The 16843-nt window shown below is 40.2% G+C and carries 16 protein-coding genes; all 16 read left to right on the top strand.

Features of this window, described 5'->3' with window-relative positions:
• Positions 1-338: 338 nt before the first annotated feature.
• The 16 genes from RM545_RS00080 to RM545_RS00005 all read left to right on the top strand — a co-directional run bounded on the left by RM545_RS00080 (position 339) and on the right by RM545_RS00005 (position 16662).
• A complete protein-coding gene (locus RM545_RS00080; protein ID WP_311493225.1) occupies positions 339-851 on the top strand; it encodes a hypothetical protein in 513 nt (170 codons plus the stop codon).
• A 91-nt stretch (positions 852-942) separates the two neighbouring features.
• Positions 943-2445 carry an FAD-dependent oxidoreductase gene (locus RM545_RS00075; RefSeq protein ID WP_311493224.1) on the top strand — a complete coding sequence of 501 codons (1503 nt, stop codon included), beginning with the start codon at positions 943-945 and terminating at the stop codon, positions 2443-2445.
• 10 nt (positions 2446-2455) lie between these two features.
• Entirely contained in the window at positions 2456-3316 is an 861-nt protein-coding gene (locus RM545_RS00070) for an MBL fold metallo-hydrolase (protein WP_311493223.1), read from the top strand.
• 143 nt (positions 3317-3459) lie between these two features.
• Positions 3460-3627 carry a hypothetical protein gene (locus RM545_RS00065; protein WP_311493222.1) on the top strand — a complete coding sequence of 56 codons (168 nt, stop codon included), beginning with the start codon at positions 3460-3462 and terminating at the stop codon, positions 3625-3627.
• Positions 3628-4161: 534 nt separating this feature from the next.
• Positions 4162-4869: an SDR family oxidoreductase gene (locus tag RM545_RS00060; RefSeq protein WP_311493221.1), complete on the top strand. Its 708-nt coding sequence runs from the start codon at positions 4162-4164 to the stop codon at positions 4867-4869.
• Positions 4870-4888: 19 nt separating this feature from the next.
• Positions 4889-6001 carry an SDR family NAD(P)-dependent oxidoreductase gene (locus RM545_RS00055; RefSeq protein WP_311493220.1) on the top strand — a complete coding sequence of 371 codons (1113 nt, stop codon included), beginning with the start codon at positions 4889-4891 and terminating at the stop codon, positions 5999-6001.
• 11 nt (positions 6002-6012) lie between these two features.
• On the top strand, positions 6013-8040 hold the full coding sequence (locus RM545_RS00050; RefSeq protein WP_311493219.1) for a GDP-mannose 4,6-dehydratase: 2028 nt from the start codon (positions 6013-6015) through the stop codon (positions 8038-8040).
• Positions 8037-9053 carry a zinc-binding dehydrogenase gene (locus RM545_RS00045; protein WP_311493218.1) on the top strand — a complete coding sequence of 339 codons (1017 nt, stop codon included), beginning with the start codon at positions 8037-8039 and terminating at the stop codon, positions 9051-9053. The genes RM545_RS00050 and RM545_RS00045 overlap by 4 nt, the downstream gene beginning before the upstream one ends.
• Before the next feature lie 24 nt (positions 9054-9077).
• The gene (locus RM545_RS00040) at positions 9078-10100 is read left to right on the top strand and encodes a Gfo/Idh/MocA family protein (RefSeq protein WP_311493217.1); all 1023 of its coding nucleotides are present in this window, start codon (positions 9078-9080) and stop codon (positions 10098-10100) included.
• Positions 10090-11211: a glycosyltransferase family 4 protein gene (locus RM545_RS00035; protein ID WP_311493216.1), complete on the top strand. Its 1122-nt coding sequence runs from the start codon at positions 10090-10092 to the stop codon at positions 11209-11211. Before RM545_RS00040 ends, RM545_RS00035 begins: the two co-directional genes overlap by 11 nt.
• Positions 11208-12335: a CgeB family protein gene (locus tag RM545_RS00030; RefSeq protein ID WP_311493215.1), complete on the top strand. Its 1128-nt coding sequence runs from the start codon at positions 11208-11210 to the stop codon at positions 12333-12335. The genes RM545_RS00035 and RM545_RS00030 overlap by 4 nt, the downstream gene beginning before the upstream one ends.
• The gene (locus RM545_RS00025; protein WP_311493214.1) at positions 12325-13431 is read left to right on the top strand and encodes a CgeB family protein; all 1107 of its coding nucleotides are present in this window, start codon (positions 12325-12327) and stop codon (positions 13429-13431) included. The genes RM545_RS00030 and RM545_RS00025 overlap by 11 nt, the downstream gene beginning before the upstream one ends.
• Positions 13432-13446: 15 nt before the next feature.
• On the top strand, positions 13447-14520 hold the full coding sequence (locus RM545_RS00020; protein ID WP_311493213.1) for a CgeB family protein: 1074 nt from the start codon (positions 13447-13449) through the stop codon (positions 14518-14520).
• Positions 14521-14531: 11 nt separating this feature from the next.
• Positions 14532-15326, top strand: coding sequence for a TIGR04290 family methyltransferase (locus RM545_RS00015; RefSeq protein ID WP_311493212.1), 795 nt, complete (start codon positions 14532-14534; stop codon positions 15324-15326).
• 18 nt (positions 15327-15344) lie between these two features.
• Positions 15345-15629, top strand: a complete 285-nt coding sequence (locus RM545_RS00010; protein WP_311493211.1) for a hypothetical protein — start codon at positions 15345-15347, stop codon at positions 15627-15629.
• 46 nt (positions 15630-15675) lie between these two features.
• Positions 15676-16662 carry a UDP-glucuronic acid decarboxylase family protein gene (locus RM545_RS00005; protein ID WP_311493210.1) on the top strand — a complete coding sequence of 329 codons (987 nt, stop codon included), beginning with the start codon at positions 15676-15678 and terminating at the stop codon, positions 16660-16662.
• Positions 16663-16843: the final 181 nt, after the last annotated feature.

Genomic DNA, 16843 nt, shown 5'->3' with positions numbered 1-16843 from the left:
TTTTTCTGCCAATCCACAACGTAACTTATGTTGTGTGGAAAGCTATCATGTTGAACATAAGCCGACAACAAGTGAAGATTTTTAACAAAAATTAACTTTTTAATTATGGGTACAAAAAGCCGCTTTTTTTATTAGTAAATGCTGTAAACCCACTAAGTATTTAAGGCTTTGAGCTTTTTTGTTTCAGAAGAAACGTTGTGCCAAAAGAACGGGAGTTCCTTCAATGAGGTTAAAAAAGTTAAATCAAACTAATTCAAACCATTTCGTTATTAACTTGAACTACTGAAGAATGCATTTCCCCACCATTTAAATCACAAAAACACCTTTAAATAAAAGCCATGAACTCCCGCGAAAAAAATTTAAGAATTCTAAGATCCCTGAAGTACAAGAATCTTGCTCATCAGAAAGATTATCAGCAAATCACTCAACATGCAGATAGGTTGTTGATAAAGTCATTTTTTCTAAACCTTTCCAATCAGAAAGAAAATTTTGCTGCTAAACTTCAGCAGGAAATTGAAAGGACAGAAAAGGAATTACTACAAGATTCCATACCGGTTTTTTCAAAAGCCCCTTCAGAAGAAAAAACTATTCCTTTACTTAAAACTTCCCGGCATGAAAGGCATGGTCTTATTAAAGAGTGCTATAGAAGAGAGAAAAGAAACGTGCTATTATACAATTATGCTCTTTCTCATATAAGTGAAAGCGGTTTAAGGGAGGTTCTAACATTTCAGAAGAACAAAACAAAATCGTGGCTTAGGGAAATTAAGTGCATGGGAATAAGGGTTTACGAAGATATTGAAGGAGCGCTTGAGCCTTCTCCATTTGAATTTAATACCAAAATAAAGACTTAATCCAGGTCTGTTAAAAAAACAAATATTATTACTGGCCTGTCTCATTTTTTGGCACAGGCCATTGTAATTCCAACCAAAAAAAGAATATTACATGTTAAAAAAATCATTATGGAGTTCTTTTGCTACAGATCCTGAAAAGTATCCAAAACTCAATAAAGATATTGCTGTTGATGTGGCGATAATTGGCGGAGGCATTACCGGAATTACTACTGCGCAGGTGTTAACAGAAAGAGGCTATACAGTAGCTGTTCTGGAAGCAAGGAGTGTGGGTCACGGCACCACCGGGCATAGTACAGGAAACCTTTATATTATTATTGATGAACTTTTATCCTCTTTAAAATCTAAGTACAACAAGGATGTGGTGATTAGGGTCATCGAATCCAGAAAAGCTGCATTGGAGAAAATTGAGGAGAATGTGGAAAAATTTGGTATTGACTGTGACTTTAGCAGACAACCTCTTTTTTTATATGAAGATGTCAATAACATTAAAATCCTTGAGGAGATCAAAGCTGCGAAAGAAATCAATTTAGCATTTACAGAGCTTGCAGAAGATTTTCCGTTTGAACAGGACAACGGAATCAAGTTTGATCATCAGGCGCAATTTAATCCGTTATTGTATGTTCTGGGACTGGCAGCATCTATTGATAAAGAAAAATGTTCGATTTACGAAAATACCGCAGTACGTTCTGTAGAGGAGCAAAAAGACAGGGTGCTGGTAAATACATCTGAAGCAATTGTTGCCGCAAAATATGCAGTACACGCTACCCATACTCCAAAAGGTCTGGAGTTGCAGTACCATACCACGTTAGGACCCTACAGAGAATATGGAGTCGCGGCAAAACTTGAATCGACATCTCATCCGCAGGGAATATTTTGGGGATATTATAAAGATCAGAAATATTCTATAAGGTCCTACAGTCGTGGTGATGAGAATTATTTAATTGCTGTTGGAAGTCCGCACAAAGTGGGCCAGGCAGAAAACAACCAAAAGCATGTAGAGGATCTTGTTGCCTTTATACAGGAGCAGTTTATTGTGGGGCAGATTACCCATACCTGGGGTGGACAAAATTATAAGCCTGCAGATCTCCTACCATTTATAGGTAGAAAAACCAAGAACTCCCGGGAGTTTATCGCTACAGGTTTTTCTACAGACGGACTTATCTACGGAACACTTTCGGCGAATATAATTGCAGATAAAGTTGAAGATAAATTTAATCGCTTCGAGGATTTATATGAGGCTGCACGACACCAACCCGCTAAATCTGCTAAAAAATTCGTAAAGGAAAATGTAAACGTTGCAGGAGAGTTCTTAAAGGATCTTAGCTTTAAAGGAGATGATAAGGATTTGATGGAAATTCCACCAGGTGAGGCTGCTATAATTACAAGAGACGGAGAGAAAGTCGCTGTCTACAGAGAACCGAACGGAGAATTCAAAATTGTTTCGGCATTATGCACCCATATGGCCTGCATGGTTCATTGGAACAACGCAGAAGAGAGCTGGGATTGCCCCTGCCACGGTAGCAGATTTGACACCTCTGGAGAGGTTATAGAAGGTCCCGCTTATAATGCACTGCCGAAAAAAATTATAGAATAAGCAACAAAATATGAAGGAGGATATGAAGCAGAGTGATGATGACAAATTTATTCCTATGACTTCTTTTAGAAGTGGAAAGGGAAGTGAAGTGAGAAGTGACGTTTACTACTATACCAATCAGGTTGTAAATGTAATAATGATTGGTAAACCGGGTAGCAAAGACTGGATCCTGATAGATGCAGGAATGCCAAAATCTGGTCCTGAAATACAGGAAGTAGCCGAAAAACGGTTTGGGAAAGGTAATAAACCTGCAGCTATTATTCTGACTCATGGGCATTTTGACCATGTCGGCGGAATAGTGCACTTAATAAATGAATGGAATTGTCCGGTTTATGCACACCATTTGGAGACCTTGTACTTAACAGGAGAGAAAAAATATCCTGAACCCGATACCTCTGTAGAAGGCGGATTACTGGCAAAAATATCTTCAGTTTATCCGCATGAGCCAATAAATATAAAATGTGCTCTAAAGGAATTGCCTGAAGATGGAGAGGTGCCGGAGTTACCAGAATGGAGATGGATTCACGTCCCGGGGCATGCTCCGGGCCAGATAGCACTTTTCAGGGAAAGCGACAGGACCTTAATTGCAGCAGATGCTTTTGTTACTGTTAAGCAGGACTCTTTTTACAAGGTACTTGTTCAGAAAACAGAAATAAATGGGCCACCGGTGTATCTCACCACTAACTGGGAGCATAGTCGTGAATCTGTTCAAAAGCTTGAGGCCCTGAAACCTGAAGTTGCCGTTACGGGGCATGGTGAGGCGGTAGAAGGAGAAGAACTGAGGGAAGGGCTGGAAAAGCTTAGCAATAACTTTGATGAAGTTGCAGTTCCAGATCATGGGAAGTGGGTGCGGAATGAGGACAAAGTTTAACCGGCCTACGGAAGAAAAAGGATATTTATTAAACCAAGGGAAATGACCAATGGGAAAGGACCGGATTGCTGTGTAGATGCAGTAGGGGCTGAAGCTCATGGTGATTCCATATTGGTAAGGTAATAGACAAGACAAAAGAGGTAATGCAGTTACCTATGTCAAGACCATATGTTCTACAACAAATAATGATAAGCTGTAAAAAAGCAGGTACTGTTTCTATTCCCGGAGTATATATAGGAATATTAAATGAAGTTCCTTTTAGAGCTGCAATGAATAAGGACTTTACATTTAAAATGGAAACCGCTGTATAACGTTACCTTAAACCACTTCTCGAGAAGGTAGAAAAGGGTTTAATCGATCCGTCATTTATAATTACCCATAGACTAAAACTGGATGAAGCTCCAGAGGCTTATAAAACTTTTAAAGAGAAAAAAGACGGATGTATTAAAGTGGTACTAACACCATAAACAGCGATTGTTCTACGCAGAATGGAACGGCTGCCTGGCAGCCGTTTTTTAGTTGTTTTGATCCAAAATTACAGTTTTTACGGCGTGTATTAACAGCTATTTAACAAGCAAAAAAGGAGCTATGACTTCTGCAGCTACCGTCTACTCTGAATATTTCCTCTTAAAACCATTTCTATAACAATTACTTATATTAAGAAATGTTTATGCCGTCTTTAGGAGTATTTAGTAATCATCTGCTATAAATTTGGTTGTCATAGAAGGTTAATAAAACAGAGTACCCCAGACTCAGTTTATTCACCATTAGTCCAGAGTTCGTAAAACACTTTTTGCAACTCAAAATTTGATCGGGCGTAGCCCAGTAATTAGAAAAAATTGTGAATGCAGACTGGAAATATTTCAAGGAAAGCATTAATAACCGGCGGGACTAACGGGATTGGTCGTGCCATAGCGAAAAAATTTTCCGAAGAAAATTTTAAAACAGTTATAGCCGATGTTGATAATACTAAAAAACGGGATGAGAATATCTTTTTCTGTAGTACAGATGTTACCAGGTCTTCAGATATAGATCATCTTTTTAACTATACCACCGAGACTATAGGAAATCCAGATATTCTGGTAATCAACGCAGGAATTGGTATCCGGGAATCTTTAACAGAAGGGGATCCTGAAAAATGGCAAAAAGTGATGGACACTAATTTCATGGGTGCCTTGCGCTGCATTAGGGCATTTGTTCCTGCAATGTTGGAAAAAGGAGAAGGCAATGTTGTTTTTATTTCATCAGTTTCAGCTAACCAGCCACACCCTTCGGGAGGAATCTACAGTGCCTCAAAAACTGCTCTTGAAGTAATTGCTGAAACCCTTAGGTTGGAAACCATTCCGTATATAAATGTGACAGTAATAAGCCCCGGAATAACAGATACTAAGTTTTTTAAAAATCAAATTTCCGGACACACGAGTGTGGAGGGACTGGATATGGGATTTATTTCACCAGAAGATTTAGCCGAAGATGTTTTTTACGCAATCAGTAGAAAAAATAACAGAAGTATAAATAAAATTATAACCAGACCTCTTAAACAAAATTTCTAATTAATCAAAAACAGCTTAAATGAATAAGAGAATTTTAATTACCGGAGGAGCAGGATTTATTGGTTCTCACCTGGCCGATGAACTCTTAAATGAGGGATATCAGGTGAGGGTACTGGATAATCTTTCTGAACAGGTTCATGGAAAAGAGAGGAAAAAACCTTCTTACCTAAACCCGAAAGTAGAACTTCTGGTAGGAGATGTTAGAGATAAAGAAGCAGTTGAAAAAGCGCTCGATGGCGTCCACGCTATTTTCCATCTTGCCGCAATGGTGGGAGTGGGGCAAAGTATGTACCAGATAAGGGACTATACTGCGGTGAACAACCTGGGAACTGCAACTCTTCTTGAAGCACTTATAAATCATCCCGTAGAAAAACTTGTAGTGGCTTCCAGTATGAGCATTTATGGGGAAGGCTTATATAAAGATTCTAATGGCAACATGGAAATGGAGTGTGAAAGGAAACTTTCAGACTTAAAGGAAGATCGCTGGGAGATGTATAAAGATGGAGAGGAGCTGGAACCAATTGCTACTCCCGAAGAGAAAAAACCAAATCTGGCTTCTGTCTATGCCTTATCAAAATACGATCAGGAGCGATTAAGCCTTATAACAGGGAAGGCATATAATATTCCCACTACCGCGTTGAGATTCTTCAATGTTTACGGAACCAGGCAGGCCTTATCGAATCCATACACGGGAGTTCTCGCCATATTTGCTTCGAGACTGCTGAATGATAATGCACCTATGATTTTTGAGGATGGTTTACAAAAGAGGGATTTTATTCATGTTAAGGATGTCACAAGGGCTTGCAGATTGGCAATGGAAAAATCTGAAGCCAATGGTGAAGTTCTGAATATAGGTAGTGGTAACCAGTATACGATAACCCATATTGCTGATAAGCTGGCGGGAGTAATGGGTAAGGATATCTCTCCCGAAATTACCGGAAAATACAGGATAGGGGATATTCGCCACTGCTTTGCAGATACAGATAAAACAAAGAGAATTTTAGGTTTTGAGCCTCAGATGAAATTTGAAGATGGTCTTTTTGAACTTGCAGAATGGTTGAAGGGCCAGATTGCCATAGATAATGTGGGCAAGGCAAGTAATGAACTTTCTTCCAGAGGATTAACCGTTTAAACCGACCCGCTATGCAAAATGAGAATAAAAGCAATACTCCTGTAATTGGTATTCTTGAATGGTTTAGGCCGGGAGAATACCAGGAGGTAGAAAATACTATAAAGGATCTTAAAAATTTAGGGATCACCCATTTGCGCACAGGAGTTTCCTGGGCAGATTGGTATGTAGAAGGGACAGAAGAATGGTATGACTGGCTTTTTGCCGAACTTGGCAAACACGTAGAAATTCTTCCTTGTTTCCTGTATACCCCACCTTCTTTGGGAGAAACAGCAAAAACTTCTTCGCCTCCAAAGTATTTAAAATCATATGCAGATTTTCTGGATCTGATGATCAATAAATACGGAGAATATTTTGATTGGGTAGAATTATGGAACGAGCCGAATAACAAAGTGGAGTACGACTTCACAATGGATTATTCGTGGCACAAGTTTTCAAAAATGATAGACATGGCATCTTATTGGGCCAAAGAGAAAGGTAAAAAAACCTTGCTTGGCGGGATGAGCCCTATAGATCCAAACTGGCTGCATATGATGGCTGAAAATGGAACTTTGGAAAATATTGATGCTATTGGTATTCACGGTTTTCCACATGTTTTTGATCAGCAATGGGAAGGATGGGAAGAGAATATCAAGCAGGTAAAGCGGGTTCTTAAACGCTTTGATCTTGAAAAAGAACTTTGGATTTCGGAGGTGGGATTTTCTACATGGCAAAATGATGAGGTAAAGCAGTATGAGGAATTTAAGAAAGTAATAAATACTTCAGCAGATAGGGTATATTGGTACAGTTTAAAAGACCTACATCCTAAAAACCCAACGGTGGGAGGTTTGCATTTGGATGAACGGGAATATTTCTTCGGATTAAAAAAGACAGACGGTACAAAGAAGTTACTGTACAAACTTTTGGAAAATGGTGGAATAGAGAATATTCAAAATCATTCCTATATCCGGAAACAATATGTTCTTAAAGACGAAGAGCAGTACAGTCTTATAACGGGAGGAGCCGGTTTTGTGGGGACAAATCTTGCTGCAAGATTGCTGAGTGCAGGGAAAAAGGTAATGATCTATGACAGCCTTTTTAGGGAAGGTGTTGAAAAGAACCTCCAGTGGCTCCAGGAGAAATATGGAGATCAACTTATTATCCAGATTGCAGATATCCGGGAAAAGAGAATACTCGAAGAGAGTGTCAGGAACGCCTCAGAGGTTTACCACTTCTCTTCACAGGTCGCCGTTACTACATCCCTCACTAATCCTCTGCTGGATTTTCAGGTTAACCTTCAGGGGACATTTGATCTTTTGGAAACCATCCGAAAATCTGAACATCAGCCACCGCTTCTTTTTACTTCTACCAACAAGGTTTATGGTAATCTCAACGATCTTGAGATGAAACCTAATGAAACCAGGTATTATCCTTCAGATAAAACAATAGAAGAAAATGGTATAAGCGAAGACAGAGCACTGGATTTTCATAGTCCTTACGGTTGCTCGAAGGGTGGTGCAGATCAATATATCCTGGACTACTCGCGCTCCTACGGATTAAAAACCGCAGTTTTCAGGATGAGTTGTATTTATGGTCCACATCAGTTTGGGACAGAAGATCAGGGCTGGGTTGCTCACTTTCTAATCAGCGCGCTGGAAGATCATCCTGTAGTGATCTATGGAAATGGAAAACAGGTTCGCGATATACTTTTTGTTGAAGACCTGGTGGATGCTTTTGTACTGGCAAGGAAAAATATCGACAAGATATCAGGTGAAGTGTACAATATTGGAGGGGGACCAAAAAATACTGTTAGCCTTATTGAGATTCTGAACCTTATAAAGGAAAAAGCGGGAAAAGAAATGGATATTTCTTTTGAAGACTGGAGAACAGGTGATCAGCTTTATTATGTATCTGATACTTCTAAATTTCAGCAGGCCACTGGTTGGTCACCAAAGCATTCTGTAGATGCAGGAATGGAAGAATTACTCCAATGGCTGTGCAAAACCAGAAATATTCAATTAAAAGATAATCCAAGATCATCAGCTAAAGCAATGGCTCTATGAGAATGACCAGAACACTACAGGAAATAGGATCACTTCCTGAAGAGGAAGAAATATATAAAGCTGCCATAGTCGAAAGCCCCGGCAAAGTGGTTGTTAAAGAATCTGACAAACCAGAACCAGGCAAAGAAGAAGTCAGAATAAAATTGCAGGGAAGCGGAGTATGCGCCTCCAATATTCCCGTTTGGGAAGGGCGAGACTGGTTCGCCTATCCGGTAGAAAAAGGAAATCCGGGGCATGAAGGCTGGGGGATTATAGACGCTGTGGGAGAAGATGTGAAAGGATTTGCGGTAGGAGAAAGAGTTACAGGCTTAACCTATAATGCTTACGCTACTTATGATATTGCCAAACCGGAAAATCTTGTGAAATTACCGGACTTCCTTGATAATAAACCGTTTCCCGGTGAACCTCTTGGTTGTGCCATGAATATTTTTTTCAGGGCAGATATCAAGAGCGGACAGACTGTAGCGATTGTTGGTTGCGGTTTTTTAGGGTTGCTTTTAATACAGTTGGCAAAATCCAAAGGAGCAAAAATTATCGCGATCTCCAGAAGGCAATTTTCGCTTGATGCGGCTAAAGAAGCCGGGGCAGATGAGACCGTTAAGATGGATGATCACTATAAAATTATTGAGCGGGTTAAGGAATTAACAGGTGGAAATTTCTGTGAACGTGTAGTGGAAGCTACCGGAAAAGAATGGCCACTAAACCTTTCTATAGAACTCACCGGCGAAAGAGGGAAGCTCATTGTCGCAGGATTTCACCAGGACGGGATGCGCAGTTTAAATGTGCAAATGCTGAACTGGCGCGGGATAGACATGATAAGTGCTCACGAACGTGATCCTCAGAAATATGTCGACGGAATAAAAGCCGCAGTTGTGGCTATTCAGAAGAAGGAAATGGATCCTTTTCCTCTTTTCACTCATATGTTTTCACTCGATGAAATGGAAAGTGCCTACAGGAATCTAACTGAAAGACCGGACGGATTTATTAAAGCGCTGGTATTAAATCCGCAGTAAAAAACTAACCAACTAAAAATCAAAATGATTACAACTTTACCAACTGAAAACCTTAATAAAACACTTGCTCTTGGCTTTATCGGCGTTGGCTGGATTGGCAGGAACAGGATGGAAGTTCTTCTAAAAGATTCTAATGCTGAAGCGCTTGCCATAGCAGAACCATCAAAAGATAATGCCGACGAAGCATTGAAGAGTGCAACAAACGCGATAATTGCCAATTCACCTTCAGAACTTTATGAAAATGGTGATTTAGACGGGATTGTAATTGCTACTCCCAGTGCGATGCATGCGCAGCAATCCATTGAAGCATTAAAAGCTGGAAAATCGGTTTTTTGTCAGAAGCCTTTAGGACGCACTGCTTCTGAAGTTTCAGAAGTGGTGGAGGTGGCCGAAAAAGCCAATAAACTTCTTGCGGTAGATTTATCTTACAGGTATACAAAAGCATTTAGGGCAGTTTACGATGTAATTCAGAATGGTGAAATTGGCGAAATTTATGCTGCTGATCTTGTTTTTCACAATGCGTACGGTCCGGATAAGGAATGGTTTTATGATATCAAAAAATCTGGCGGGGGTTGTGTCATGGATCTTGGAATTCATTTAATTGATCTTGCACTTTGGACGCTCAATTTTCCGGAAATAAATGAGGTGAGAAGTAACCTTTATAAGCACGGAAAAAAATTAACTTCTTGTAACGAGCATGTGGAAGATTTTGCCAGTGTTGCCATGACTTCAGAAAAAGATACCACCATAAATCTGCAATGTTCCTGGAACCTTTCCGCAGGACAAGAAGCTGTAATTGAAGCGCGTTTCTATGGAACCAAAGGTGGGGCTGCTTTTAAAAATGTAAATGGATCTTTTTATGATTTTAAAGCAGAAAAATACAAAGGAACGCAAACAGAAACTCTTGTAACACCTCCGGATGACTGGAGTGGTCGTGCCGGGGTAGTTTGGGCAGATGCTCTTTCTTCTGGACAGGATTTTGACCGGAAATCAGCAGAAGAATTTATAAAAACCAGTGAAATAATTGACCGTATTTATGGAAGATAGTAAGATGAAAATATTAATGACTACAGATACGGTCGGCGGTGTATGGACCTATTCGCTGGAACTATGCAAAGCACTAAATAAACATGATATAGAAGTTCATCTGGCCGCAATGGGTGCGTGGCCCACAGCAGAGCAGGAAAAAGAGGCATCAAAAATGGCAAATATCGTCCTGTATAAAAGTGATTACAAATTAGAATGGATGCAGGATCCCTGGGAGGACCTGGAGAAGGCGCATAAGTGGATCGCTTCCATATATCAGACAATACATCCCGACGTTGTCCATTTCAACAATTATGCGCAGATAGAAAATTTCTGGTCCTGCCCGATTGTTACTGTTTACCATTCCTGTGTACAGACCTGGTGGCAGGCGGTGAAAGGCACTTCAGCACCTTCTGCATGGAGTCGATATACAGCACTGGTAAAAGATTCATTGAATACTTCAGATATGGTGGTGAGTCCTACAAAAGCAATTCTGGAAAAGGCAGTCGGGGTCCACGAAGTAAAATCACCGACGGACGTGATCCATAACGGAAGAGAGATGTGCTTTTCTAAAGATGTAGAAAAAGAAAATTTTATTCTGTGTATGGGAAGAATTTGGGACGAAGCTAAGAACCTAAGGGCGCTGTCGGGAATTGCCAAAAATCTGCCGTGGCCGGTATATATTGCCGGAAACAATGTAAATCCCAATACCGGTACAGAAGTGGATATTGAGAATGTTCATTTTGTTGGAGAATTATCTTCTGAAGAGGTAAAGGAAATGATGCAGCGCGCATCTATTTTTGCCAGCCCCACGAAATATGAGCCATTCGGACTTGCAATTCTGGAAGCAGCCAAAGCAGGATGTGCCCTTGCCTTAAGCGATATCGATACACTTAATGAGCTTTGGTCTTCGTCTGCTTCTTTCTTTGATCCTGAAAATCCTGAAGATACACAGAAAAAAATCCTTCAGTTAATAGAAGATAAAGAATACCGGGAAGCAATGGCTAAAAATGCCCAATCTCAGTCTGAAGCTTATAATCTTCAAAAAATGGGTTCAGAATATGCCGCTTTATATAAGCGACTTATCGTATCCAGAAAAACTGATATTAACCAATTAACCCCAAGCTTATGAATTTTGTGATGTTTTATCATTCGTTATACTCTGACTGGAACCACGGAAATGCTCATTTCCTCCGAGGTATTGTAAAGGAACTAAGGAAAAGAGGGCATGAAGTGGATGTGTATGAGCCGGAGGGTGGATGGAGTTTAAACAATCTTATCAAAGATCATGGAGCAGAAAAACTGGATGAGTTCAGGAAATATTATCCAACTTTAAATCCACAATTTTATAATCCGCAGAAAAAGCTGAATTATCAGAACATTTTAGGTGAGGCAGATGTGGTAATTGTGCACGAGTGGAACAGTCCCGAACTGGTTGCTGAAATCGGTGAAAAGAAAAAGGAGTATGGCTACAAACTTCTGTTTCATGATACCCATCACCGTGCGGTTTCTGATGAAGAAAGCATAACCAAATATGATTTCAGTAGTTATGATGGAGCTCTGGTTTTTGGAGAAGTAATTAGGAAAATTTATCAGGAGAAGAAATGGGTAAACCAGGTGTGGACCTGGCATGAAGCTGCAGATGCAGATCTTTTTAAACCAAATCGCAATGAAGACAAAGAAGGTGATTTGGTATGGATTGGAAACTGGGGTGATAATGAACGTACCGAGGAATTAATGGAATTTCTTATAGAGCCGGTAAAAGAATTGGGTATAAAAGCGAAGGTGTATGGCGTAAGATACCCCGAGAAAGCTCAGCAGGCACTAAAAGATGCTGGAATTGAATATGGTGGCTGGCTTCCAAATTATAAAGTACCGGAAGTTTTTTCAAAGTACAAAGTTACTGTACACGTTCCCAGAAGGCCATACGTGGAGATGTTGCCGGGAATTCCAACGATTAGGCCGTTCGAAGCGCTTGCCTGTGGAATTCCGCTTATCTGCTCGCCCTGGGAAGATGCAGAAAACCTCTTTATTCCGGGTGAAGATTATCTCATGGCCAAAGATGGAAACGCAATGAGCTACAGAATAGCTGAAGTTTTAAAAAGCGCCCAGCTGGCGCAAAGCCTTTCAGAAAATGGGAGACAAACTATTTTAGAAAAACATACCTGTGCACATAGAGTAGACGAACTTGAGCAGATAATAGATGAAATTGAATCTCCTTTAGCGGACGAAATGAAGATCAACAATGGAAAATAAACTCAACATAGCCTTTTTTGGATCCAGTATCGTTTCTGCTTACTGGAACGGTGCCGCAACTTATTACCGCGGGATCGTAAAAGCACTGCATAAAATGGGGCACGACGTCACTTTTTATGAACCGGATATTTTCGAGCGGCAGGAACATCGGGATATAGATGATCCCGACTGGTGCAATGTAATTGTTTATAAAAAGGATAAACTCAGCTTAAGAGGATTACTTCGGAAGGCTCAGGAAGAGTCAGATGTGATCATCAAAGCGAGTGGCGTAGGTGCTTACGACGATTTTTTGGAGTCCGAAGTCGCAAAAATGAAAAGCAAGAAGAATCTCATCATTTTTTGGGATGTAGATGCTCCCGCCACGTTGGACAGGATAGAGAATGATGAAAATGATCCTTTTAGAGACCTCATTCCGAAGTACGATTTTGTACTCACTTACGGCGGCGGGCAACCGGTTATTGACGCTTACGAAAAGAACGGAGCAAAAAAATGTATTCCGATTTATAACGCGCTGGATACCGATACCCATTTTTCTGTAGATCCTGAATCAAAATTTGAGGGAAGCCTGGCCTTTCTTGGTAATCGGTTACCAGACAGAGAAAAGCGGGTAGAAGAATTCTTTATAAAACCTGCAAAAGAACTGCCCGATCATAAATTCCTGATTGGCGGTAGCGGCTGGGGAGATAAAAAAATGTCCGATAATGTGGATTATTTGGGGCACGTCTATACAAAAGATCATAATGCCTTTAACTGTACACCAATGGCGGTTTTAAATATAAGTCGGGACAGTATGGCTAAGTACGGATTTTCACCGGCAACCCGGATTTTTGAAGCCGCCGGGGCAGGAGCCTGTATTATCACCGATTACTGGAAAGGGATTTCCACTTTCTTTGAACCCGATGAAGAAATAATAGTAGTAAAAAGCGGGGAAGAAGTAAAAAAAGTAATTTCAGAATTAACTCCGGAAAGGGCGAAGAAAATAGGCGAAGCAGCTTATAAAAAAGTTCTTGAAAAACATACCTACGAGCATCGCGCAGCGCTCCTGGAGTCGGTAATATCAAGGAAATTGTACGGCGAAGCAAAATCTTTAGATTAATATAAAGAACTGGATATGAGATTTGTAATTATAGGACTATCTGTAACTTCTTCCTGGGGAAATGGCCACGCCACAACCTATAGGGCTTTGCTAAAGGAACTTAAAGCTCTGGGCCATGATATTCTTTTTCTTGAAAAAGATGTACCGTATTATGCCAACAACCGGGACTTACCTAAACCTGAATTCTGTAAGCTTGGCTTGTACAAAACCAACGAAGAATTAAAAGAAGATTATAAAGAGGACGTTGCCAATGCAGATGTTGTAATTGTCGGTTCTTACGTTCAGCAGGGCGTTGAGGTTGGAAACTGGGCGATAAGCACTGCAAAAGGTATTACCGCATTTTATGATATAGATACACCTGTAACCCTGGCAAAACTGGAACGGAAAGATTTTGAATATCTTGATCCGGAACTTATCAGCAAATACGATATGTATTTGTCTTTTTCCGGTGGTTCTATTCTTAATCATTTGGAGAAACATTACGACTCGCCAAATGCTAAAGCTCTATACTGCTCTGTAGATCCCGAATTATATTATCCTGAAGATGTAGAAAATAAATGGCAAATGGGCTATTTGGGAACTTATAGTCCAGATCGTCAGCCAACTGTAAGCGAATTACTGAACAAACCTGCGGCACAATTTCCGCAGAAGAATTTTGTGGTTGCAGGTCCAAATTATCCTGAAGATTTTAAATGGTCGCCAAATGTACAGCGAATCGATCATTTGCCACCTGCACAGCATCGTGGATTTTACAATTCTCAGAAGTACACACTTAACGTAACACGGGAAGATATGATAAGGGCGGGATATTCGCCAAGTGTTCGTTTGTTCGAAGCCGCTGCGTGTGGTGTGCCCATAATTTCCGATTTCTGGAATGGGATAGACAGTATTTTTAAAGTTAATACAGAAATTTTGATTGCCGGAAGTGCTGCAGATGTAAAACAATGTTTTGAATCCATAACAGAAGAAGAAAGAAGGCAAATTGGCGAAAATGCAAGAAAAAAAGTTCTTAAACACCATACCGCTAAAGCACGGGCCAAAGAACTGGAGACTTACGTAGTAGAGGCTCTTGAAACTTCAAAAATTTAAACAGTAGTAAAATGTCAACCGAAACTGAAATAAAACAACTGGAACCCTGGTTCCATAATATTCATCTTCCTGACGGAAATCAGACGGCAACAGATCATTTTTTGGGGGATTTTCCGGCATTTAAATGGAAGAATATAAAAGATGCTATTCCGGAAGATCTGACCGGTTGGAAGGTGCTGGACATTGGCTGCAATGCGGGATTTTATTCCGTAGAACTTGCGAAAAGAGGAGCAGAGGTCACAGGAATAGATCTTGATGAACATTATCTTAAACAGGCGCGATGGACTGCAAAACAATTTGGTTTAGAAGATCAGATTACTTTTAGGCAAATGCAGGTTTATGATTTTGCCCATTCTGAAGAAAAGTTTGACCTGGTTTGGTTTATGGGAGTTTTTTATCATTTAAGATATCCGCTTCTGGCAATGGATATTTTATCTCAGAAAACTACCAGGATGATGGTTTTTCAAACATTGTCCCTTCCCGGAAAAGAAGAAATGGGAGTGCCGGAAGATGTGGAATTTCACAAAAGGGAAATCATGAAATCTGATGCATGGCCAAAAATGGCATTTATCGAGAATAAACTGGCAGGAGACCCTACCAATTGGTGGGCGCCAAATCATCAGGGAATAATTTCGATGCTTAGAAGTTGCGGCTTCAAAGTAACCGCAATGCCAGAAGATGAAACATATATTGCTGAAAAAGATGAAAAACTGAAATCCACTCTCGAAACCTGGAATTTTTCAGAATATCTTTCTGCAGTAGGAAAGGACTGGAAGAAAGAAGTGGAAAAGAAAACTAAGAAATAACAATTAAAACAAAGAACTATGGCAACTCAAGATTCAAAAACAACAAAAGATCACAAAACTATTCAAAAATGGGCTGAAGAGCGGGATGGAAAACCTGCTATAGTTAAAGGAACAGGTGACAGCGGCAAAGCCGGCGGACTCCTGAGAATAGATTTCCCGGGGGGAGCCGAGGAGAGCCTCGAAGAACTTTCCTGGGATAAATTTTTCACTATTTTTGATGAAAACAACCTGCAGTTTCTTTATCAGGAAGAGACGAAAGATGGTAGTAAAAGCCGTTTCAATAAATTTGTAAATAAAGACTAAACAGGAGCTGGTAAGTTTAAAAGTTTCAGGTTTTTAAAGACAACATATGGGTAGAGTACTTATAACAGGGGCCGCCGGTTTCCTGGGGTCGCATTTATGTGATAGATTTATTAAGGAAGGTTTTGATGTTGTGGCGATGGATAACCTTATTACAGGTGATTTAAAGAATATCGAACACTTGTTTGCCCTGCCGAATTTTCAGTTTTATCATCACGATGTAACCACCTTTGTACATGTGCCCGGCGAGTTGGATTATATTCTCCACTTTGCTTCGCCGGCCAGTCCCATAGATTACCTTAAAATACCTATCCAGACTTTAAAAGTTGGGGCTATGGGCACCCACAATCTTCTTGGTCTTGCAAAAGAAAAGAAAGCACGTATCCTTATAGCTTCTACTTCAGAAGTTTATGGAGATCCCCTGGTTCACCCTCAAACCGAAGAGTATTATGGCAATGTGAATACGATTGGCCCACGCGGAGTTTACGACGAGGCCAAAAGGTTTATGGAATCTATTACAATGGCTTATCACCGTTTTCACGATCTGGATACGAGAATTGTACGTATTTTTAATACCTATGGTCCCAGGATGAGGTTAAATGACGGGCGTGTAATCCCGGCATTTATCGGTCAGGCTTTGCGCGGTGAAGATCTTACAATTTTTGGCGACGGGAGCCAGACCCGTTCTTTTTGCTATGTAGACGATCAGATAGAAGGGATTTATAAGCTTTTGATGAGTGATTATGTTTATCCTGTAAACATTGGGAATCCAAAAGAAATTACCATAAACCAATTGGCTCATGAAATTCTTGAACTTACCGGCAGCGATCAGAAGGTGGTTAATAAACCGCTTCCAAAAGATGATCCTTCACAAAGGAAACCAGATATTACTAAAGCCAACGAAATTCTGGATTGGTTTCCCGTAGTTTCAAGAAAAGAAGGTTTCGCTAAAACTTATGAATATTTCAAAAATTTAAGTGATGAGGAACTCTTCAAAAAAGAACATAAAGACTTCCAGCAATATAATAAAGTCTAAAGCCGGCAGGATATTTTTGATTATTCTGCTGCTTGTTCTCGTTTATCCGGTTTTTTTCTTTTTTCAGCTTACAGGGTTAGAAGAAGAAAGTGGAGCTATGGAGGAATTTCAGTCTTCGCTTCAGAATTGCCTTGTTAGTATATGGATAACCTGGATTCTAATGGTCGCTTTTGCGGTCTAC

It is taken from the genome of Autumnicola lenta (genome assembly GCF_031846515.1).
Classification (GTDB): Bacteria; Bacteroidota; Bacteroidia; order Flavobacteriales; family Flavobacteriaceae; genus Autumnicola; species Autumnicola lenta.
The sequence above is the reverse complement of the archived record's forward strand: the minus strand, read 5'-3'. Positions and strand labels throughout refer to the sequence as shown.